The 19493-nt window shown below is 70.4% G+C and carries 22 protein-coding genes; 20 read left to right on the plus strand and 2 right to left on the minus strand.

Annotated elements, in window-relative coordinates; translation table 11 throughout:
* Position 1: 1 nt before the first annotated feature.
* Positions 2–1939, plus strand: a complete 1938-nt coding sequence (gene ftsH / locus AQJ46_RS29935) for an ATP-dependent zinc metalloprotease FtsH (RefSeq protein ID WP_059208519.1) — start codon at positions 2–4, stop codon at positions 1937–1939.
* On the opposite strand, the gene AQJ46_RS29940 is transcribed toward ftsH, so the two are convergent.
* Positions 1936–2787, minus strand: coding sequence for an SAM-dependent methyltransferase (locus AQJ46_RS29940; RefSeq protein WP_079072479.1), 852 nt, complete (start codon positions 2785–2787; stop codon positions 1936–1938). The two genes, ftsH and AQJ46_RS29940, sit on opposite strands and share 4 nt — an antisense overlap.
* A 199-nt stretch (positions 2788–2986) precedes the next feature.
* Here AQJ46_RS29940 and proS point away from each other — a divergent pair, with 199 nt between their 5' ends.
* From proS to AQJ46_RS30030, 18 genes are all read left to right on the plus strand, one after another.
* Positions 2987–4402, plus strand: a complete 1416-nt coding sequence (gene proS / locus AQJ46_RS29945; protein ID WP_057616532.1) for a proline--tRNA ligase — start codon at positions 2987–2989, stop codon at positions 4400–4402.
* Between the two features lie 261 nt (positions 4403–4663).
* Complete coding sequence (locus AQJ46_RS29950; protein WP_057616534.1) at positions 4664–5266, plus strand: hypothetical protein; 603 nt, start codon at positions 4664–4666, stop codon at positions 5264–5266.
* Between the two features lie 252 nt (positions 5267–5518).
* Positions 5519–5938 (plus strand): 30S ribosomal protein S16, encoded by a 420-nt coding sequence (rpsP, locus tag AQJ46_RS29955; RefSeq protein WP_059208521.1) that lies wholly within the window; start codon positions 5519–5521, stop codon positions 5936–5938.
* Between the two features lie 2 nt (positions 5939–5940).
* A complete protein-coding gene (locus AQJ46_RS29960) occupies positions 5941–6180 on the plus strand; it encodes an RNA-binding protein (RefSeq protein ID WP_003973401.1) in 240 nt (79 codons plus the stop codon).
* A gap of 83 nt (positions 6181–6263) precedes the next feature.
* On the plus strand, positions 6264–6833 hold the full coding sequence (gene rimM, locus AQJ46_RS29965; RefSeq protein ID WP_059208522.1) for a ribosome maturation factor RimM: 570 nt from the start codon (positions 6264–6266) through the stop codon (positions 6831–6833).
* Entirely contained in the window at positions 6833–7666 is an 834-nt protein-coding gene (gene trmD / locus AQJ46_RS29970) for a tRNA (guanosine(37)-N1)-methyltransferase TrmD (protein ID WP_059208523.1), read from the plus strand. The genes rimM and trmD overlap by 1 nt, the downstream gene beginning before the upstream one ends.
* A gap of 133 nt (positions 7667–7799) precedes the next feature.
* Complete coding sequence (gene rplS / locus AQJ46_RS29975; protein WP_013000407.1) at positions 7800–8150, plus strand: 50S ribosomal protein L19; 351 nt, start codon at positions 7800–7802, stop codon at positions 8148–8150.
* A 45-nt stretch (positions 8151–8195) separates the two neighbouring features.
* Positions 8196–8891, plus strand: coding sequence for a signal peptidase I (gene lepB, locus AQJ46_RS29980; protein WP_059208524.1), 696 nt, complete (start codon positions 8196–8198; stop codon positions 8889–8891).
* A complete protein-coding gene (gene lepB / locus AQJ46_RS29985; RefSeq protein WP_059208525.1) occupies positions 8884–9978 on the plus strand; it encodes a signal peptidase I in 1095 nt (364 codons plus the stop codon). The genes lepB (AQJ46_RS29980) and lepB (AQJ46_RS29985) overlap by 8 nt, the downstream gene beginning before the upstream one ends.
* Positions 9866–10837 (plus strand): signal peptidase I, encoded by a 972-nt coding sequence (gene lepB, locus AQJ46_RS29990; protein ID WP_079072480.1) that lies wholly within the window; start codon positions 9866–9868, stop codon positions 10835–10837. Before lepB (AQJ46_RS29985) ends, lepB (AQJ46_RS29990) begins: the two co-directional genes overlap by 113 nt.
* A 117-nt stretch (positions 10838–10954) precedes the next feature.
* Entirely contained in the window at positions 10955–11728 is a 774-nt protein-coding gene (lepB, locus tag AQJ46_RS29995) for a signal peptidase I (RefSeq protein WP_059208526.1), read from the plus strand.
* Complete coding sequence (locus tag AQJ46_RS30000) at positions 11718–12242, plus strand: NUDIX hydrolase (protein WP_059208527.1); 525 nt, start codon at positions 11718–11720, stop codon at positions 12240–12242. Before lepB (AQJ46_RS29995) ends, AQJ46_RS30000 begins: the two co-directional genes overlap by 11 nt.
* 56 nt (positions 12243–12298) lie before the next feature.
* Positions 12299–12607: a DUF2469 domain-containing protein gene (locus tag AQJ46_RS30005; RefSeq protein WP_003965949.1), complete on the plus strand. Its 309-nt coding sequence runs from the start codon at positions 12299–12301 to the stop codon at positions 12605–12607.
* A 101-nt stretch (positions 12608–12708) separates the two neighbouring features.
* Positions 12709–13071, plus strand: coding sequence for a YraN family protein (locus AQJ46_RS30010; protein ID WP_057616551.1), 363 nt, complete (start codon positions 12709–12711; stop codon positions 13069–13071).
* A gap of 1 nt (position 13072) precedes the next feature.
* Positions 13073–14698: a YifB family Mg chelatase-like AAA ATPase gene (locus AQJ46_RS30015; protein ID WP_059208528.1), complete on the plus strand. Its 1626-nt coding sequence runs from the start codon at positions 13073–13075 to the stop codon at positions 14696–14698.
* A complete protein-coding gene (gene dprA, locus AQJ46_RS30020; RefSeq protein WP_059208529.1) occupies positions 14695–15852 on the plus strand; it encodes a DNA-processing protein DprA in 1158 nt (385 codons plus the stop codon). The genes AQJ46_RS30015 and dprA overlap by 4 nt, the downstream gene beginning before the upstream one ends.
* A gap of 243 nt (positions 15853–16095) precedes the next feature.
* The gene (whiG, locus tag AQJ46_RS30025; protein ID WP_057616558.1) at positions 16096–16938 is read left to right on the plus strand and encodes an RNA polymerase sigma factor WhiG; all 843 of its coding nucleotides are present in this window, start codon (positions 16096–16098) and stop codon (positions 16936–16938) included.
* A gap of 105 nt (positions 16939–17043) precedes the next feature.
* Positions 17044–17601 (plus strand): TetR/AcrR family transcriptional regulator, encoded by a 558-nt coding sequence (locus AQJ46_RS30030; protein WP_059208530.1) that lies wholly within the window; start codon positions 17044–17046, stop codon positions 17599–17601.
* Positions 17602–17690: 89 nt separating this feature from the next.
* Here the strand turns inward: AQJ46_RS30030 and AQJ46_RS30035 are convergent, their stop codons facing one another.
* Positions 17691–18263 carry a murein hydrolase activator EnvC family protein gene (locus AQJ46_RS30035; protein ID WP_059208639.1) on the minus strand — a complete coding sequence of 191 codons (573 nt, stop codon included), beginning with the start codon at positions 18261–18263 and terminating at the stop codon, positions 17691–17693.
* A 272-nt stretch (positions 18264–18535) separates the two neighbouring features.
* On the opposite strand from AQJ46_RS30035, the gene rpsB reads away from it, so the two are divergent.
* Positions 18536–19471, plus strand: a complete 936-nt coding sequence (rpsB, locus tag AQJ46_RS30040; RefSeq protein WP_059208531.1) for a 30S ribosomal protein S2 — start codon at positions 18536–18538, stop codon at positions 19469–19471.
* Positions 19472–19493 lie beyond the last annotated feature (22 nt).

The following is a 19493-nucleotide window of genomic DNA, read 5'->3' on the forward strand; positions in this document are numbered from 1 at the left end:
TATGAGCAATGCCGCTCCGGCGCGCAAAGCCCCCGACCAGCCCTGGCGCACCGAGGGCACCCCGGACGACGGACCACGGCCCCCGGGCGGGAGGCGGCCGCGCGGCCGCTGGTGGGGACTGGCCGTCACCGCGGTGATCGTCTTCCTGCTGGTGTACGTCGGGCTGAACTACCTCGGCGGGGGCGACGAGCCGACGATCTCCTACACGGAGTTCAGCAGACAGGTCGACGCGGGCAACGTCGACAAGATCTACTCCAAGGGCGACGCGATCCAGGGCCAGCTCAAGCAGTCCCGGGACGATCCCGACGGCGGCGGCGACTACACCAAGTTCAGGACCCAGCGCCCGGCCTTCGCCGACGACGCCCTCTGGCAGAACCTGAGCAGACACGACGTCACGGTCACCGCGCGACCGGTCGTGCAGCAGCGCGGTCTGCTGCCCAACCTGCTGCTCTCGCTGGTGCCGATCGTGCTGCTGGTCGCCGTGTGGATCTTCTTCGCCCGCCGGGTCGGCGGCGGGCTGGGTGGTGCGGGCGGCATGCTCGGGCGCAAGGCGCCACCCAAGCCGGTGGGCCTTCGGCCCGGCACCCAGCGCACCACCTTCGCCGACGTGGCCGGCATCGACGAGGTCAAGGGCGAGCTGGACGACGTCGTCGACTTCCTGGAGCACCCCGACGTCTACCGCAGGATGGGCGCGAAGATGCCCCGCGGTGTGCTGCTCGCCGGTTCGCCCGGCACCGGCAAGACCCTGCTGGCGCGCGCCGTGGCGGGCGAGGCGGGCGTGCCGTTCTTCTCCGCCTCGGCCTCCGAGTTCATCGAGATGATCGTCGGTGTCGGCGCGTCCCGGGTCCGTGAGCTGTTCGCCGAGGCCCGCAAGGTGGCGCCGTCGATCATCTTCATCGACGAGATCGACACCATCGGGCGGGTCCGCAGCGGCGGCGCCTCGGTGGGCGGTCACGACGAGCGCGAACAGACGCTGAACCAGATCCTCACCGAGATGGACGGCTTCTCGGGGTCCGAGGGCGTCGTCGTCATCGCGGCGACCAACCGCGCCGACATCCTGGACCCGGCGCTGACCAGGCCCGGCCGCTTCGACCGGGTCGTCAACGTCTCCCCGCCGGACCGCGCCGGACGCGAGGCGATCCTCGCCATCCACACCCGCGAGATCCCGCTCGCGCCCGAGGTGGACCTGGCCCGGGTGGCCCGCACGACCCCGGGCATGACAGGAGCGGATCTGGCCAATCTCGCCAACGAGGCCGCGCTGCTCGCCGTGAAGCGCAAGCAGGAGCAGGTGACGCAGTCCGACCTGTCGGAGGCCCTGGAGAAGGTGCAGCTCGGTGCCGAGCGCACGCTGGTGATGCCGGAGGAGGACCGGCGCCGCACCGCGTACCACGAGAGCGGGCACGCCCTCCTCGGCATGCTGCAGCCCGGCGCCGACCCGGTCCGCAAGGTGACCATCGTGCCGCGCGGCCGGGCGCTCGGGGTGACCATGTCGACGCCCGAGGTGGAGCGGTACGCGCTCTCCGAGGAGTACCTGCGCGGACGGATCATCGGCGCGCTCGGCGGCATGGCCGCGGAACAGGTCGTCTACGGCGTCGTCACGACCGGCGCCGAGAACGACCTCGAACAGGTCACGAACATCGCGCGCGGGATGGTCGCGCGGTGGGGGATGAGCGAGCGGGTGGGACGCCTGTCCGCCCTCCCCAGCGACGCCCAGCAGGCGTACGGCCTCGCCGCCGCGCCCCAGACCCTCGATGTGATCGACAGCGAGATGCGGCGGATCGTCGACGACTGCTACGCGGAAGCCCTCCGCAAGCTCACCGAGCACCGGGGGCAACTGGACGCGCTCGCCGAGGCCCTGCTGGCGAGCGAGACGCTGGAGGAGACGGACGCGTACCGGATCGCCGGGATCATGAGGCTGAAGAAGGACGCGGAGGTCTAGGGGACCCTCGCGATCAGGTACCGGAAGACGTTCGGCATCCACACCGTGCCGTCCCGGCGCTGATACGGATGCAGGGCTTCCGTCACTTCCTTGTCCACCTGTGCCTGGTCGGTCGCCGCGATGGCCGCGTCGAAGAGCCCGGTCGACAGCAGCCCCCTGAGCGCGCTGTCGAGGTCGGCGTACCCGAAGGGGCAGGCCACCCGCCCCGAGCCGTCGGGCCTCAGGCCCGCCCGCTGGGCGACCTCCTCCAGGTCGTCGCGCAGGGCCGGGCGCCAACTGCCCGTGCTGCGCAGCGGATCCGCCAGCTTGGTGGCCACCCGCAGCACGGACGACGTGGCGCACCGCTCCGGCGGACCCCAGCCGACGAGCGCCACGGGCGCTCCCCGCTCGGCGAGCGGCGTCGCCGAGGCGAGAAGTTCACCGAGCCCCTCCGAGTCGCCCGCGAGGCACCCGATCGGCTCGAAGGCGGTCACGAGGGTGTACGGGGGAGCGTCGGCGGTGTCCCCGGGGGCTCCCTCGAGGAGCCGGGTGCCGGCACGCGCGCGTGTGCCCCAGGTCTCCGGCAGCAGCCGCTGCCGCGCGAGCGCCAGCCGTTCGGGGCAGGAGGGCTCGACACCCGCGACCGCGGCCCCTCTGGAGGCCGCCATCAGCAGGGCGAGCCCGCTGCCGCAGCCGAGGCCCAACACCCGCGCCGTGGGGCCCACTTCCAGTCGCTCGTAGACGGCCTCGTACAGCGGAACCAGCATCCGCTCCTGGATCTCGGACCAGTCACGCGCGCGTGCACCGAGGTCCGTACGGGATCCCTCTCCCGTATGAGACAGGTGCTGCCGCACGAGCGTAGGTGTCATGGATAAGCGCCCCAATCCGCCGAGAGTTGACTCTGTGCCCGATTCCGTAGCCCCGTGACGTGCGCTCGCACTTCCCCCGTATGCCAGGTAACTCCGCACTCGACCGCTCGTCCAGAGGGTGAAGGGCCCTGCTTGCGGGTTGGCATGTGCCGGGGAAAAGAATTCACATCCCGGCAATCTGCGCCCGTAACATCGCGCCATGGCAAAGGCACCTGTTCTCACACCCCGGGCGGACGACTTCCCGCGCTGGTACCAGGATCTGATCACCAAGGCCGAACTGGCCGACAACGGTCCGGTGCGCGGCACCATGGTCATCCGACCGTACGGGTACGGACTGTGGGAGCGGATGCAGGCCGAGATGGACGCCCGCATCAAGGAGACGGGCACCCAGAACGCGTACTTCCCGCTGCTGATCCCGCAGTCGTACCTCACCCGCGAGGCCGACCATGTCGAGGGGTTCGCGCCCGAACTCGCGGTGGTCACCCACGGCGGCGGCAAGGAACTCGAGGAACCCGCGGTCGTCCGCCCCACCTCCGAGATGATCATCAACGACTACTTCTCGAAGTGGGTGCAGAGCTACCGCGACCTGCCGCTGCTGATCAACCAGTGGGCGAACGTGGTGCGTTGGGAACTCAGGCCCCGGCTCTTCCTGCGGACGACGGAGTTCCTGTGGCAGGAGGGCCACACCGCGCACGCGACCGAGGAGGACGCGCGCGCGTTCGCCTCGCACATCCACCGGCAGGTCTACGAGGACTTCATGACCAACGTCCTCGCCATGGACGTCGTCCCCGGCCGCAAGACCGTCAAGGAGCGTTTCGCCGGAGCCATCAACACCCTCACGCTCGAAGGCATGATGGGCGACGGCAAGGCTCTCCAGATGGCCACCAGTCACGAGTTGGGCCAGAACTTCGCCAAGGCCTTCAACACCTCGTACCTGTCCAAGGACGGCACCCAGGAACTCGTCTGGCAGACCTCCTGGGGCTCGACCACCCGCATGATCGGCGCCCTGGTGATGATGCACGGTGACGACAACGGCCTCCGCGTGCCGCCGCGGCTCGCGCAGACCCAGGTCGTCGTCCTCGCGATCAAGGGCGACGAGCCGGTTCTGGCCAAGGTCCGCGAGATCGGCGACCGATTGAAGGCGGCGGGCATCCGCGTCCACGTCGACGACCGCACCGACACCCCCTTCGGCCGCCGCGCGGTCGACTGGGAGCTCAAGGGCGTACCGGTCCGCGTCGAGATCGGGCCCCGTGACCTGGAGAACGGCACCGCGATGGTGGCGCGGCGGATCCGGGGCGGCAAGGAGGCGATCGCCGTCGAGGATCTCGTACGACTGCTCCCGGCCGTCCTCGAGGAGGACCAGGCGCTGCTGCTGACCCAGTCCCGCGAGCGACGCGAGTCCCGTACGACCGAGGTGTCGACGTTCGGCGAAGCCGTCGAGGCCGCTGTCGCCGGCGGCTGGGCGCGGATCCCGTGGGCCACCCTCGGCGAAGAAGGCGAGGCCAGGCTGGCCGAGCACGCGGTGACCGTACGGTGTCTGGTCGCGGAGGACGGGTCGGTGCCGAGTGCCGACGACGCGCCCGGTAACGTCGCGGTCGTCGCGCGCGCTTACTGAGGCAGTGCCCTTCCGGTGCGAGAGCGGCCGAAACGCCTCTTGCGCACCTGCGGATCACAACCGCACCGGCGCGTGGACGCGATCTACGCGCCGGGGCGTACCTCACACTACGCACCAGCTTGGTACGAGCTGCGAGGCTTCTCCGCAGATCAGCGCACCCGCCCTCGTCTCCACGCATCAGCGGCAACTGACGGGTACGTGCAAATTATTTGGGATGCCCCGGAATAGGAACACAGGGGCACTCCGGCTCGTTGTCATTACGTGAGCACGACACAGACACCACCTGTTCTCGCCGCAGAGCTGGCAGAGGCGTGGGCCGACATTCAGCGGTACCACCCCGAGCTGCCCGACCTTGCCGCGCCAGAGTCCCTGATCGGGGAGTCGTCGTCCGCGTGCGGTCACGAGCTCTCCTTCGAGCGACTGCTTCACGAGGCAGTCCACGGCATCGCCGCCGCGCGAGGCATTCGCGACACCTCCCGCGCCGGCCGCTACCACAACCGCAGATTCCTCGCGATCGCCGAGGAGATGGGCCTGGACCACCCCGAGGAGCCGCACCCGAGCAGCGGCTTCTCACTGGTCACGCTCACCCCCGAGGCAAAGCGTCGGTATCGCCCGACCATCGATCAGCTCCAGCGCGCCCTCAAGGCCCACACGGCGGCGACCTCCGCCGACACCGCCCGCTCCTTCCGGGGGCCGGCGGCCCGTCACGGCTCCTCCGGAGGCGGGGTCCGGGTCAAGGCGGTCTGCGACTGCGGCCGCAATGTGAGGGTCGTCCCCTCCGTCCTGGCCCAGGCACCGATCGTCTGCGGGGGCTGCGGCAAGCCGTTCCGCATCCCCGAGATCGTGGGCGCGGCGGCAGGCTGAGATCGCGGCTGCTCGTGGCAGTCGCGGTCGGCCCGAGGGCACCTGGAACGCCGGGTGCCCCTCGGGCATGCACGTGCGCGGCCTCGGTCCGACGTGAGCCGCGGGGTGTGGCACAATGACTAGCTGTACTCGACAGCCGCACAGGAACCCTCTCGCCTCCGGCTGACGCGTCCATCGGGCACTCGGGTACCGCAACCCCACGCGGCAATCTCGCCGTGCCCAACCACGTCAAATCCAGGAGAACCCACTCCCGTGGCAGTCAAGATCAAGCTGAAGCGTCTGGGCAAGATCCGTTCGCCTCACTACCGCATCGTCGTCGCCGACTCCCGCACCCGCCGTGACGGCCGTGCGATCGAGGAGATCGGCCTGTACCACCCGGTGCAGAACCCCTCGCGCATCGAGGTCGACGCCGACCGTGTGGCGTACTGGCTCGGTGTCGGCGCGCAGCCGACCGAGCCCGTCCTCGCCATCCTGAAGAAGACCGGCGACTGGCAGAAGTTCAAGGGCGAGCCCGCCCCGGCTCCGCTGCTCCAGCCGGCCGAGAAGGCCGCGCGTCCCTCGTTCGAGGCCCTTGGCGGCGACGACGAGGGCAAGGGTGAGGCCATCACCCAGAAGAAGAAGGCTGAGAAGAAGGACGAGGCCGCGGCCGAGTCCGGGTCGACCGAGGCCTGAGCATGCTCGAGGAGGCTCTCGAGCACCTCGTGAAGGGCATCGTCGACAACCCTGACGATGTGCAGGTCGCCTCGCGCAACCTGCGCCGCGGGCGCGTTCTCGAGGTCCGGGTCCACCCCGACGACCTCGGCAAGGTGATCGGCCGCAACGGCCGCACCGCGCGTGCCCTGCGCACCGTCGTGGGCGCCATCGGCGGCCGCGGTGTCCGCGTCGACCTCGTCGACGTCGACCACGTCCGCTGACGTCAAACGCAGCACCGGCTCGGGCCGGGGAGGGCCATCGGGCCGTCCCCGGCCCGTAGTCGTATGACAGGAGAGCAAGCACAGTGCAGCTGGTAGTCGCACGGATCGGCCGCGCCCACGGCATCAAGGGCGACGTCACCGTCGAGGTACGAACCGACGAGCCCGAACTCAGGCTCGCCCCCGGTGCCGTCCTGGCCACCGACCCGCCCTCCACGGGGCCGCTCACCATCGAGTCCGGCCGCGTCCACAGCGGCCGCCTCCTCCTGCGCTTCGAGGGCGTGAAGGACCGCACCGCCGCCGAGGCCCTCCGCAACACCCTCCTGATCGCTGACGTCGATCCGGAGGAGCTGCCGGAGGAGGAGGACGAGTACTACGACCACCAGCTGATGGACCTCGACGTGGTCACCGCGGACGGCGTCGAGGTCGGGCGGATCACCGAGATCTCGCACCTGCCCTCCCAGGACCTCTTCATCGTCGAGCGACCCGACGGCAGCGAGGTGATGATCCCGTTCGTCGAGGAGATCGTCGCCGAGATCGACCTGGCGGAGCAGAAGGCGGTCATCACACCACCGCCCGGGCTGATCGACGACCGCGCCGAGATCGCGTCCTCCCGGGACTCCGAGGACTCTCAGGACTCCGAGGACGAGTCCTGATGCGGCTCGACGTCGTCACGATCTTCCCCGCGTACCTCGAACCCCTCAACGTCTCCCTGGTCGGCAAGGCACGCGCGCGTGGGCAGCTGGACGTGCACGTCCATGATCTGCGCGAGTGGACGCACGACCGGCACAACACCGTCGACGACACCCCGTACGGCGGCGGCCCGGGCATGGTCATGAAGACCGACCCCTGGGGGGACGCGCTGGACTGCGTGCTCGCGGACGGCTACGAGACGGGCTCCCACGCGCCCGCGCTCATCGTCCCCACCCCGAGCGGCCGCCCCTTCACCCAGGAACTCGCCGTGGAGCTCTCCGAGCGCCCCTGGCTGATCTTCACGCCGGCGCGCTACGAGGGCATCGACCGCCGGGTGATCGACGAGTACGCCACCCGGATGCCCGTCCACGAGGTGTCCATCGGCGACTACGTCCTCGCCGGCGGCGAAGCGGCCGTACTGGTGGTCACCGAGGCGGTGGCCCGGCTGCTGCCCGGTGTGCTGGGCAACGCCGAGTCGCACCGGGACGACTCCTTCGCGCCCGGAGCCATGGCGAACCTGCTCGAAGGCCCCGTCTACACCAAGCCGCCCGAGTGGCGCGGCCGCGGCATCCCGGACGTGCTGCTCAGCGGGCACCACGGCAAGATCGCGCGCTGGCGCCGCGACGAGGCACTCCGGCGTACGGCGGCCAACCGGCCCGACCTCATCGAGCGCTGTGACCCGGGGGCCTTCGACAAGAAGGACCGCGAGATGCTCTCCATCCTGGGCTGGGCGCCGGACCCGGCGGGGGAGCCGTACGGCCGATTTTGGCGCAGGCCACAAGCCGTGGAACAATAGGCCGCTGTTGTGCGTCGTCCGGCGTGCGCCCCTGCCACAGGGGGACACGACGCCCGCCCCGGCACGGACAGCCTCCTCACGAAACACTAGCTACCGCCGATGACCTGTGGCATGGGCGAAGAAAGCAGACGAAATGTCTCACCTGCTCGACTCCGTCGACTCCGCGTCGCTGCGCAGCGACATCCCGGCCTTCCGCCCGGGTGACACCGTCAACGTCCACGTCCGCGTCATCGAGGGCAACCGCTCCCGTGTGCAGCAGTTCAAGGGCGTGGTGATCCGTCGCCAGGGCGCCGGTGTCCGCGAGACCTTCACGGTCCGCAAGGTCTCGTTCTCCGTCGGCGTCGAGCGCACCTTCCCGGTGCACACCCCGATCGTCGAGAAGATCGAGCTCGTCACCCGCGGTGACGTGCGTCGCGCGAAGCTGTACTACCTGCGCGAGCTCCGCGGCAAGGCCGCGAAGATCAAGGAGAAGCGCGACAACTGAGCGCTTCGCGGACGTCACAGCGCGGCCGGATAGCATCTGGCCCCGATGGACACCGAAGCACAGCCGACGGAGCGCGACCGCTCCTCCCGCCCCGCACCAGGGGCCGCGGAGGGACGGTCGCGTTTCGCGTTGGTGTCGAGAATCACCCAGTGGCTGCCCGGCGGCCGGATCTCACTGACCCTGCTGGTCTGCCTGGTCTTTCTTTTGCTGATCAGTACGTTCGTGGTCAGACCTTTCCAGATTCCCAGCGGATCCATGGAAAACGGATTGAGGATCGGGGACCGCGTTCTCGTAAATAGGTTGGCGTACCGTTTCGGTGCCGTGCCCCAGCGGGGAGATGTGGTCGTGTTCGACGGAACCGGGTATTTCGGGGACGGGGACTACATCAAGCGCGTTGTGGGTGTGGGGGGAGACCACGTGGTCTGCTGCGACAAGGTGGGGAGGATCGAGGTGAACGGCCGGTCGGTCGACGAGTCGGGCTTCCTGTACCCGGGCGACAGCCCGTCCTCGGTGTCCTTCGACGTCGAGGTGCCCGACGGCGCGCTGTTCGTCCTCGGTGACCACCGCAGCGTCTCCAGCGACTCCCGGGACCACCTGGGCTCACCGGGCGGCGGCATGATCCCCGTCGACGATGTTCTCGGACGGGCCGACTGGATCATCTGGCCCGCCGGGCACGCTACCCGTCTGCACCGTTCCGCCGCCTACGCGCGCGTGCCCGCAGCGGAGGGCGCGCATGGGTAACCGCGGCAAACCGCGCGGTGTGTCGAGTTCCGCCGCCGACAATCTGCTGCCCACCGGCGTCCGGCGTTCCTCCGGCCCCACGGGAGGCCGTTCGCGCGCGGAGCGGCGCAAGCTCCAGCGCAAGGTCAAGCGGCGCAGAAGGCGCGGCGCGGTCAAGGAGATACCCCTCCTTGTCGGCGTGGCCGTCCTCATAGCCCTGGTCCTGAAGACCTTCCTCGTCCAGGCGTTCGTGATCCCGTCCGGCTCGATGGAACAGACGATCCGGATCGGCGACCGCGTCCTGGTCGACAAGTTCACCCCGTGGTTCGGCTCCGAGCCGCAGCGCGGGGACGTCGTCGTCTTCAAGGACCCCGGCGGCTGGCTCCAGGACGAGCAGACCACGACGAAGAAGGACGACCCCATCGTCGTCAAGCAGGTCAAAGAGGGCCTGACCTTCATCGGCCTGCTGCCGTCCGACAACGAGAAGGACCTCATCAAGCGGGTCGTCGGGGTCGGTGGCGACCGTGTCAAGTGCTGCGACGCCCAGGGGCGGGTCACCGTCAACGGCGTCCCCCTGAGCGAGACCGACTATCTCTATCCCGGGAACGCCCCCTCCGCCCAGCAGTTCGACATCACCGTCCCGCAGGGCCGGCTGTGGGTGATGGGGGACCACCGCGCCAACTCCGCGGACTCCCGCTCGCACCAGGACACCGACTACGGCGGCACCGTCTCCCTGGACTCGGTGGTCGGGCGGGCCATGGTCATCGCCTGGCCATTTGGGCACTGGACGACACTGAAAGAACCGAAAACTTACTCTTCCGTGGCCGACTCGGCACCAGGGACGACCTCAGGCTCCCAGGCGTCGCTTAGGGTTGCTCCCGAGGATCCGAATCAAGCGATCCAACTCCCGAGCCCTGCGGAACTCCCGCTCGTTATGGGAGTGGTGGGCCTGCGCCGAACCTGGGGCAGGCGGCGGCACAGAGTAAGGAGTTGGCGTGGGGGATGTGGCGGTTGGCGCACGATCCGGGCACGACGGCGAGGAGCACCGCGGACGCCCCGTGGAAGCAGCCGACCCGGCCGCGGACAGCGCCGTGACCTCCGGGAATGACTCCGGGGCGACCGAGGACGGCATGGCGACGGAGGTAACGGGAGGGGGACCCGGCGACTCGGCCCCCAAGGCGAAGAAGCCGCGCTCCTTCTGGAAGGAACTGCCCATCCTGATCGGCATCGCGCTCGTGCTGGCGCTGCTGATCAAGACGTTTCTGGTGCAGGCCTTCTCGATCCCGTCCGACTCGATGCAGAACACCCTCCAGGAGGGCGACCGCGTCCTGGTCGACAAGCTCACCCCGTGGTTCGGCTCCGAGCCCGAGCGCGGCGAGGTCGTCGTCTTCCACGACCCCGACAACTGGCTGGCGGGCGAGCCGACGGCGGATCCGAACGCCGTACAGACGTTCCTCTCCTGGATCGGCCTGATGCCCTCCGCCGAGGAGAAGGACCTCATCAAGCGCGTCGTCGGCGTGGGTGGCGACACCGTCTCCTGCGAGGGCACCGGCCCGCTGAAGGTCAACGGCAAGGCGCTGAGCGAGGCGTCGTACGTCTACCCCGGCAACACCCCGTGCAGCCAGGACGACCAGGGCGGCCAGTTCACGGTGAAGGTCCCCAAGGGCTACATCTGGGTGATGGGCGACCACCGGCAGAACTCCCGTGACTCGCGCTATAACCAGTCGGACAAGCACCACGGCATGGTCCCGGTCGACGATGTCGTCGGGCGCGCCGTCGTGAAGGCCTGGCCGCTCAACCGCTGGGGCACGCTGCCCAAGCCCGACACCTTCGACCAGGCCGGCATCAACAACGCTTCGTCGGCCTCCGCCGTCCTGACGGTCGCGCCGCAGGGGATCGCCCTCGTCGGTGTGGTGCCGGTGGCGCTGTGGCGGCGCAGGAAGATCACCGCAGAGCGGACCCGCTGATCACACCCTGGTCACCGGGGGTACCGCGCGACCTGGCGAAAGCTTTGCGGAGCGGGTGATCCCGGCGGGGGAGGAGGGGCTGCCCCGGCCCGGTACCGCCGGGTAGGGTGCGGGTCCATGGGTGGCGAGAGCACTACACGTACGGCCCCGCAGCGCGGCGGCACCAGCACGGGCCCGGTGGGCGGCCGGACCGGACAGCGACTGTCCGGACTGGCCGTCGCACTGGGCCTGGTGCTGTTTCTCGGGGGATTCGCCTGGGGAGCGGTGCTGTACCGGCCGTACACCGTGCCCACCGGCTCGATGACGCCCACGATCGACGCGGGCGACCGGGTGCTGGCGCAGCGCGTCGACGGCGACGAGATACGCCGGGGCGATGTCGTCGTCTTCACCGACAAGAGCTGGGTGACCGGCGCCTCGGTGGTCAAGCGGGTCGTCGCGGTCGGCGGGGACACCGTCTCCTGCTGCACCGACGGGAAGCTGACCGTCAACGGTAAGAAGATCGACGAGATCTATCTCAAGGGCGGCGTGGTCGAGGACAAGTCCATCCCGACGGTGAAGGTGCCCGAAGACCGCCTGTTCCTGCTCGGCGACGAGCGCCAGGGCTCGCTGGACTCCTCCGCCCACCTCACCGACGCCGCCCAGGGCACCGTCGCACGCTCGGCCGTGACCGCTCGGGTGGATGCCGTCGTCTGGCCCATGAAGGGCATGCTGGAGCGCCCCACCGGCTTCGAGCCGCTCGGCGCGCTCTCCTCGCCCGGACCGCTGCGTACGATCTTCATCCTGATCGTCGCCGGTGCGGTGCTCGTTCTGGGCGGTGGGGCGTACGGGCCCGTCGCCAAGCTCTTCGGCGGGCGCTCCCGCGTCCGGACGGAGCCCGCCGGTGCCCGCTGAGGTGTCGGCCGGGCACGACGACTCGCCCGAAGGCGGACTGCGCAAGGTGGCCCGGGTGGTCCTGCTCGATCCCGAGGACCGCATCCTGCTGCTGCACGGACACGAGCCGGACGATCCGGCCGACGACTGGTGGTTCACGCCCGGCGGCGGACTGGAGGGCGAGGAGACCCGTGAAGAGGCCGCACTGAGGGAACTCGCCGAGGAGACCGGCATCACCGAGGTGGACCTCGGGCCGGTGCTCTGGCGGCGGACATGCTCGTTCCCGTTCGCGGGCCGTCGCTGGGATCAGGACGAGTGGTACTACCTGGCCCGTACGACGGTGACGGCCACCCGGGCCACGGCCCTGACCGAGCTCGAGCGGCGCAGTGTCGCCGGAGCGCGCTGGTGGACGTGTCAGGAACTGAGCCAGGCACATGAGACGGTGTATCCGACCAGACTCGCCGAGCTGCTGCGCAGCCTGCTCGACGAAGGTCCCCCGGCCGGGCCCGTGACCCTGGACACCGAAATCGTCTAGGGGCTGACGGGACTGGCGCACAATGGTGGGATCGCACGGCTGAAGGGGAACATGCCATGAGCGCCGAGGACCTCGAGAAGTACGAGACCGAGATGGAGCTCAAGCTCTACCGGGAGTACCGCGATGTCGTCGGTCTGTTCAAATACGTGATCGAGACCGAGCGGCGCTTCTACCTGACCAACGACTACGAGATGCAGGTGCACTCGGTCCAGGGCGAAGTGTTCTTCGAGGTGTCCATGGCGGATGCGTGGGTGTGGGACATGTATCGGCCGGCTCGCTTCGTGAAACAGGTCCGGGTGTTGACGTTCAAGGACGTGAACATCGAGGAGCTGAACAAGAGCGACCTGGAGTTGCCGGGCGGGTGACGCTTGTGGGTGACTCGGTTTTCCACAACCGGTGAGTAGTCCACCAAGATCAACTCGGTGGAGGGGGCTGCGTGATCGTTGGCGCCGGAGGTGGTGCCGACATGAACGCACGCAGTGCACTCGGCAAGTACGGCGAGAGTCTGGCCGCGAGGCGGCTGACCGAGGCCGGGATGACGGTCCTGGAGCGCAACTGGCGCTGTGGCAGGACGGGCGAGATCGACATCGTGGCGCGGGACGGCGAGGTCCTGGTCGTCTGCGAGGTCAAGACACGGCGGGCGGGCGCCTTCGAGCACCCCATGGCCGCGGTGACCCCCGAGAAGGCGGAGCGCCTGCGGGGCCTCGCCGCCTGCTGGATCCACGCCCACGGAGGCGCGCCACCGGGAGGCGTCCGCATCGACCTGGTGGGTGTGGTCCTGCCGCAGCGCGGCGCGCCCGTGGTCGAGCATGCGCGGGGGGTGGCCTGAGATGGGTTTCGCTCGTACGTGCTCGGTGGCGCTGGTGGGCGTCGAGGGAGTCGTGGTCGAGGTCCAGGCGGACCTGGAGCCCGGGGTGGCGGCGTTCACTCTGGTGGGGTTGCCGGACAAGAGTTTGACGGAGAGCCGGGACCGGGTTCGGGCGGCCGTCGTCAACTCGGGCGGTGACTGGCCCCAGAAGAAGCTCACGGTGGGGCTCAGTCCGGCATCGGTGCCGAAGGGGGGTTCGGGATTCGACCTTGCCGTCGCGTGTGCCGTGCTGGGTGCCTCCGAGCGGATCGACCCGCGCGTGCTCGCCGACATCGTGATGATCGGAGAGCTGGGGCTGGACGGTCGGGTGCGGCCCGTCCGGGGCATCCTGCCCGCGGTACTGGCCGCCGCGGACGCCGGCTATGAGCAGGTCGTGGTGCCGGAGTGCGCCGCCGCCGAGGCGTCGCTGGTGCCCGGGGTCTCCGTGCTCGGCGTGCGCACCCTGCGGCAGCTGATCGCGGTCCTCACGGACGAGCCGGTGCCCGACGAGGAACCCGACGAGCCGGGCCGCCCCGATCCGCTGCTGGCCGGCCTGCGCGTGCCGGGCAGGGGGGCCGCCACCGGCATGCACACCTCCGGAGCCGCGCAGCAGGACCACGGTCACGACCTGGCCGACGTCGTCGGTCAGATCTCGGCGCGGACCGCGGTGGAGGTGGCGGCGGCCGGCGGCCACCACCTGTTCCTGGAGGGCCCGCCCGGCGCGGGCAAGACGATGCTCGCGGAGCGGCTGCCCGCGATCCTGCCCCGGCTGGCCCGGGAGGAGTCGCTCGAGGTCACGGCGGTGCACTCGGTGGCGGGTCTGCTGCCGCCGGGCAAGCCCCTGATCGACGCCGCCCCCTACTGCGCTCCGCACCACTCGGCCACCATGCAGGCCATCGTCGGCGGCGGACCCGGTATCGCCCGTCCCGGGGCGGTGTCGCTGTCTCATCGAGGCGTCCTCTTTCTGGACGAGACACCCGAGTTCAACACCCAGGCCCTCGACGCGCTGCGGCAGCCGCTGGAGGCGGGGCACGTGGTGATCGCGCGCAGCGCGGGCGTGGTGCGGTTTCCGGCGAGGTTCCTGATGGTGCTCGCGGCGAATCCGTGCCCCTGCGGTCGCTTCTCGCAGACCGACGACTTCTGCGAGTGTCCGCCCTCGGCGATCCGGCGCTACCAGGCCCGGCTCTCCGGTCCGCTGCTCGACCGGGTCGACCTGCGGGTGCAGGTGGACCGGGTCACGCGTGACCAGCTTGCCGGGCGCGGTGCCCGGGGCGAGTCGACCGCCGTGGTCGCCGACCGGGTGCGGGCTGCCAGGGAACGGGCGGCGACGCGCTTCGCCGGCTCCCCGTGGCGGACCAACAGCGACGTGCCCGGGCGCGAGCTGCGAAGCCGCTGGCACGCCGTGTCCGGGGCGATGGACGAGGCCGAGCGCAATCTGGAGCGGGGCGTCCTGACCGCCCGGGGGCTCGACCGTGTGCTGCGTGTCGCCTGGACGGTCGCGGACCTCGCCGGACACGACCGCCCGGACGCGACGGACGTCGCCCTGGCGCTGCAACTGCGCACCGGAGTGCCCCGGGGAGTGCCCATGGCCATCGGGGCGCCGGCATGACCGGCGACGAACCCGACGGTGAGCTGCTCGACCGCGTCTTCCTCGCTCGGGTCGTCGAGCCCGGGGACGAGGTCGGCGGGCGGTGGATCCGGGAGTGGGGTGTGGGGGAGGTCGCCTCGCGGTTGCGGGGGTCCGGGGAGCCGTTGCCCGGGGTGAGCGAGAAGCGGTGGAGTGGGTTGCGGGCGCGGGCTCGGGTGGCCGAGCCCCGCCGGGATCTGGCCGTCGCCCACGACGCGGGGGCGCGCTTCGTCGTGCCCGGGAGCGCCGAGTGGCCGGGGCAGCTCGACGATCTGGCGGACGCGCGGCCGATCGGACTGTGGGTGCGGGGGCTGCCCAGCCTGCGGATGTGGGCCTTGAGGTCCGTCGCCCTGGTGGGAGCCCGTGCCTGTACCGAGTACGGGGCTCACATGGCGGCCACCCTCGGCACCGGGCTCGCCGAGCGCGGCTGGGTCGTCGTGTCCGGCGGGGCGTACGGGGTCGACGGCGCCGCCCACCGCGGTGCTCTCGGTGCAGGCGGCGCCACCGTGGCCGTCCTGGCCTGCGGGGTCGACCGGCCCTACCCACGCGGACACACCCAGTTGATCACCAGGATCGCGGAACAGGGTCTGGTGATCGGGGAGTTGCCGCCCGGCGATCATCCGACGCCCAGCAGATTCGTGCTGCGCAACAGGGTGATCGCCGCCCTCACCCGGGGCACCGTGGTCGTCGAGGCCGCCCATCGCAGCGGCTCGCTGGTCACCGCCCGTGCGGCACAGCGGCTGGGCCGTCACACGATAGGAGTGCCCGGGCCGGCCACCAGCAGCCTGTCTGCCGGAGTGCACGAGCTGCTGCGCGGGCACGCCACGCTGGTCACGGACGCCGCGGAAGTCGTGGAGCTGGTCGGCGACATGGGGGAGCTGGCCCCGGACCGGCGCGGGCCCGTGCTGCCGCGCGATCTGCTGGCCCCTGCGGCACGGAGGGTGCTGTCCGCGCTGCCCGGACGACGGGAGGCCGGAGTGGAGGAGATCGCGCGCGGTGCGCAGACGACGCCGGACGACGCCATCGCGAGACTGTACGAACTCCGTGCACTTGGTTACGTCGAACGACACGGCGACAGCTGGAAGTTGACACGCCAGGCGATGATCTCCGTCCAGGGCGGTCGCGGCCCGTGTTGACCGAGCGTGTTCGGCCGTCCGGGCGAAGCCCGAAGTCCTTGCGGTTTCCCGCAGTTGGAGTGTTCCGGTGATCACACAGGGTGACTCCCGTGCCCCGGGGGAGCGGCCGGCGGAACGCATCCGCGCGTGCACTCGGCCACGTTGTTTGCGCACTGCGACTCTTCAGTCACGCTACGCTCACGGGGATTCCGACGCACTTCACGTACATCGCGTACTTCACGGCAGAACGGCACAAGGCGACGAATGCCCCAGCACACTTCCGGGTCCGACCGGGCGGCGATCCCCCCAGCCGCCCGTGACGGTGGCAGCGTGCGGCCGCCCGCTCCCTCGACGCTCGACGAGCTGTGGCGGTCGTACAAGGCGACGGGAGACGAGCGGCTGCGTGAGCAGCTGATCCTGCACTACTCGCCGCTCGTGAAGTACGTGGCCGGGCGGGTGAGCGTCGGGCTGCCGCCCAACGTCGAGCAGGCGGACTTCGTGTCCTCGGGAGTCTTCGGGCTGATCGACGCGATCGAGAAGTTCGACATCGACCGGGAGATCAAGTTCGAGACGTACGCGATCACCCGGATCCGGGGCGCGATGATCGACGAATTGCGGGCGCTGGACTGGATCCCCCGGTCCGTGCGCCAGAAGGCGCGCAACGTCGAGCGGGCGTACGCGACGCTGGAGGCGCGGCTCAGGCGGACGCCCACGGAGGGGGAGGTCGCCGGCGAGCTGGGGATCGCGGTGGACGATCTCCACGCGGTCTTCAGCCAGTTGTCGCTGGCCAACGTGGTGGCGCTGGAGGAGCTGCTGCACGTAGGGGGCGAGGGCGGCGACCGGCTGAGCCTCATGGACACCCTGGAGGACACCGCCGCGGACAACCCCGTGGAGGTCGCCGAGGACCGGGAGCTCAGACGGTTCCTGGCGCGGGCCATCAACACGCTGCCCGAGCGCGAGAAGACCGTCGTCACCCTGTACTACTACGAGGGGCTCACCCTCGCGGAGATCGGGAACGTGCTGGGCGTGACCGAGAGCCGGGTCAGCCAGATCCACACCAAGTCCGTGCTGCAACTGCGGGCGAAGCTGGCCAGTTTCGGTCGCTGACCTGGCCGTACGGCCTCTCGGTCACGGCTGGTCGGATGGAGTGACTCCCGTCCGCAGTGGTGCGTCCGTACAGTGGTTGACGTGCCAAGGATTCGAGCGGCCTCCGTGGCCGAGCACCGGTCGATGCAGCGAGCCGCCCTGCTGGACGCGGCTCGGTCTTTGTTGTCCGAGGGCGGGACGGAGGCGCTGACCTTCCCGGCTCTCGCCGAGCGGACGGGCCTCGCGCGATCGTCCGTGTACGAGTACTTCCGGTCGCGGGCCGCCGTGGTCGAGGAGCTGTGCGCGGTCGACTTCCCCGTCTGGGCCGCGGAGGTCTCGGCGGCGATGGCCGCGGCGGAGGACCCCGAGGCCAGGGTCGAGGCGTATGTGCGCCGGCAGCTGGCGTTGGTGGGGGACCGGCGGCACCGGGCTGTCGTGGCCATCTCCGCGAGTGAGCTGGACGCGGGGGCCCGGGAGAAGATCCGGGCGGCGCACGGAGGGCTGGTGGCGATGATCGTCGAGGCGCTCGGCGAGATGGGGCATGCACAGCCTCGGCTGGCGGCGATGCTGGTGCAGGGCGTGGTGGACGCGGCGGTGCGCAGGATCGAGCTGGGGGCCGCGGAGGAGCCGTCCGTGATCACCGAGGCCGCGGTTTCCATGGCGCTGCGGGGTGTGCGGGGCTGAGGCCGGCTGGGCGTGGGTTTCACTTGCCCGCGCTTGCGGACTGCCGCCTCTGTGAGCCGGGAGCCGCCCCGAGCGGCTGCTGCCCGCGGTCAGGGCAGCGGGACGTCCAGTACCGGGAGCAGTCTCGACGGACCCCTGCGCAACAGCCATGGCGGGAGCAGGGACAGCGGATCCAGGTAGGTCTCGCCCCTCCGTAAGCCCCAGTGCACGCAGGTGGTCGTGCAGTGGGAGCCCGTCGGTTCGACCGTGCCCACCACCTCGCCCGCCGCCACCTCGGCGCCCTTCTCCACCGACGCCGTCACCGGTTCGTAGGTCGTTCGAAGGTCCGTTCCCGTCAGTTCCACCGAGACCACTCCCTTCCCCGCCACCCGCCCCGCGAAGGACACCCGGCCCGGCGCCACCGCTCGTACCGGGCTGCCCGGAGGTGCCGCCAGGTCCACGCCCCGGTGGCCGCGGCCGTACGCCGTCGCCGGCGGTTCCCAGCCGCGCAGAACCGTCGGACGGGCGCCCACGGGCCAGGCGCGGCCGATCGCCGGGACCGAGGTGTCCGTGGCCGTCGGGGTGAGAAAGGGCGGCCGGGGTGTGGGCGTCGGCGCCGTCAACAGCAGCAGGAACCCCAGCACCAGCCACGTACCGCATCGTCCGTACCGCTTCGCTCGCATGCGGAAACCGTCCCGCACCCGCCCCGGTCGTGGCCGGGACCTGTGGACTACTCCCGGGTTGTGGACAACGGCGTCACCCGGTACCTCGCGGGTCCCGTACACTTCTTCTGGCGATCCGGGTCACCGGGTCGACTTCGCACGCCCCGACATCAGGCCCTCACACAGCCGGTGTCAGCGCCTCTCGGTCCCTAGTGGCAAGGCGCATCGCGGGCGTCAGGCGCGAGTGCCATCCGGCGCGCGCGGCACAACCGAGAACACCAAGGAGAACGGCCATGGCCGTCGTCACGATGCGGGAGCTGCTGGAAAGCGGCGTCCACTTCGGTCACCAGACCCGTCGTTGGAACCCGAAGATGAAGCGGTTCATCTTCACGGAGCGCAACGGCATCTACATCATCGACCTGCTCCAGTCGCTGTCGTACATCGACCGCGCCTACGAGTTCGTCAAGGAGACCGTCGCCCACGGCGGCACGGTCATGTTCGTCGGCACGAAGAAGCAGGCGCAGGAGGCCATCGCCGAGCAGGCCACCCGCGTCGGCATGCCCTACGTCAACCAGCGCTGGCTGGGCGGCATGCTCACCAACTTCTCGACCGTCTACAAGCGTCTGCAGCGCCTCAAGGAGCTCGAGCAGATCGACTTCGAGGACGTCGCCGCGTCGGGTCTGACCAAGAAGGAGCTTCTCGTGCTCTCGCGCGAGAAGGCCAAGCTGGAGAAGACCCTCGGTGGTATCCGCGAGATGCAGAAGGTGCCCAGCGCCGTCTGGATCGTGGACACCAAGAAGGAGCACATCGCGGTCGGCGAGGCCCGGAAGCTCAACATCCCGGTCGTCGCCATCCTCGACACCAACTGCGACCCCGACGAGGTCGACTACAAGATCCCGGGCAACGACGACGCGATCCGCTCCGTCACCCTGCTCACCCGTGTGATCGCCGACGCCGTCGCCGAGGGGCTCATCTCCCGCTCGCGCGTCGCCACCGGTGACAAGGGCGAGAAGGCCGCGGGCGAGCCGCTCGCCGAGTGGGAGCGCGACCTGCTCGAGGGCGGCGAGAAGAAGGCCGAGGAGGCGCCCGCCGCCGAGGCCGCTCCGGCCGCGGAGGCCACCGAGGCTCCTGCTGCCGAGGCCCCCGCTGCCGAGGCCCCGGCCGAGGCGCCCGCTGCCGAGGCTCCCGCCGCCGAGGCCGCTCCGGCCGCGGACGCCGAGCAGGCCTGATCCGTCAGCGTCAGGGGTGACG

This window comes from Streptomyces canus, assembly GCF_001514145.1.
Lineage (GTDB): Bacteria > Actinomycetota > Actinomycetes > Streptomycetales > Streptomycetaceae > Streptomyces > Streptomyces canus.

What these genes read in the sequence shown, in the direction of transcription:
- ftsH (WP_059208519.1), top strand. Translation starts at nt 2, where the DNA reads ATGAGCAATGCCGCTCCGGCGCGCAAAGCCCCCGACCAGCCCTGGCGC.
- AQJ46_RS29940 (WP_079072479.1), bottom strand. Translation starts at nt 2,787, where the DNA reads ATGACACCTACGCTCGTGCGGCAGCACCTGTCTCATACGGGAGAGGGA.
- proS (WP_057616532.1), top strand. Translation starts at nt 2,987, where the DNA reads ATGGCAAAGGCACCTGTTCTCACACCCCGGGCGGACGACTTCCCGCGC.
- AQJ46_RS29960 (WP_003973401.1), top strand. Translation starts at nt 5,941, where the DNA reads ATGCTCGAGGAGGCTCTCGAGCACCTCGTGAAGGGCATCGTCGACAAC.
- trmD (WP_059208523.1), top strand. Translation starts at nt 6,833, where the DNA reads ATGCGGCTCGACGTCGTCACGATCTTCCCCGCGTACCTCGAACCCCTC.
- rplS (WP_013000407.1), top strand. Translation starts at nt 7,800, where the DNA reads ATGTCTCACCTGCTCGACTCCGTCGACTCCGCGTCGCTGCGCAGCGAC.
- lepB (WP_059208524.1), top strand. Translation starts at nt 8,196, where the DNA reads ATGGACACCGAAGCACAGCCGACGGAGCGCGACCGCTCCTCCCGCCCC.
- lepB (WP_059208525.1), top strand. Translation starts at nt 8,884, where the DNA reads ATGGGTAACCGCGGCAAACCGCGCGGTGTGTCGAGTTCCGCCGCCGAC.
- lepB (WP_059208526.1), top strand. Translation starts at nt 10,955, where the DNA reads ATGGGTGGCGAGAGCACTACACGTACGGCCCCGCAGCGCGGCGGCACC.
- AQJ46_RS30005 (WP_003965949.1), top strand. Translation starts at nt 12,299, where the DNA reads ATGAGCGCCGAGGACCTCGAGAAGTACGAGACCGAGATGGAGCTCAAG.
- AQJ46_RS30010 (WP_057616551.1), top strand. Translation starts at nt 12,709, where the DNA reads ATGAACGCACGCAGTGCACTCGGCAAGTACGGCGAGAGTCTGGCCGCG.
- AQJ46_RS30015 (WP_059208528.1), top strand. Translation starts at nt 13,073, where the DNA reads ATGGGTTTCGCTCGTACGTGCTCGGTGGCGCTGGTGGGCGTCGAGGGA.
- dprA (WP_059208529.1), top strand. Translation starts at nt 14,695, where the DNA reads ATGACCGGCGACGAACCCGACGGTGAGCTGCTCGACCGCGTCTTCCTC.
- whiG (WP_057616558.1), top strand. Translation starts at nt 16,096, where the DNA reads ATGCCCCAGCACACTTCCGGGTCCGACCGGGCGGCGATCCCCCCAGCC.
- AQJ46_RS30035 (WP_059208639.1), bottom strand. Translation starts at nt 18,263, where the DNA reads ATGCGAGCGAAGCGGTACGGACGATGCGGTACGTGGCTGGTGCTGGGG.
- rpsB (WP_059208531.1), top strand. Translation starts at nt 18,536, where the DNA reads ATGGCCGTCGTCACGATGCGGGAGCTGCTGGAAAGCGGCGTCCACTTC.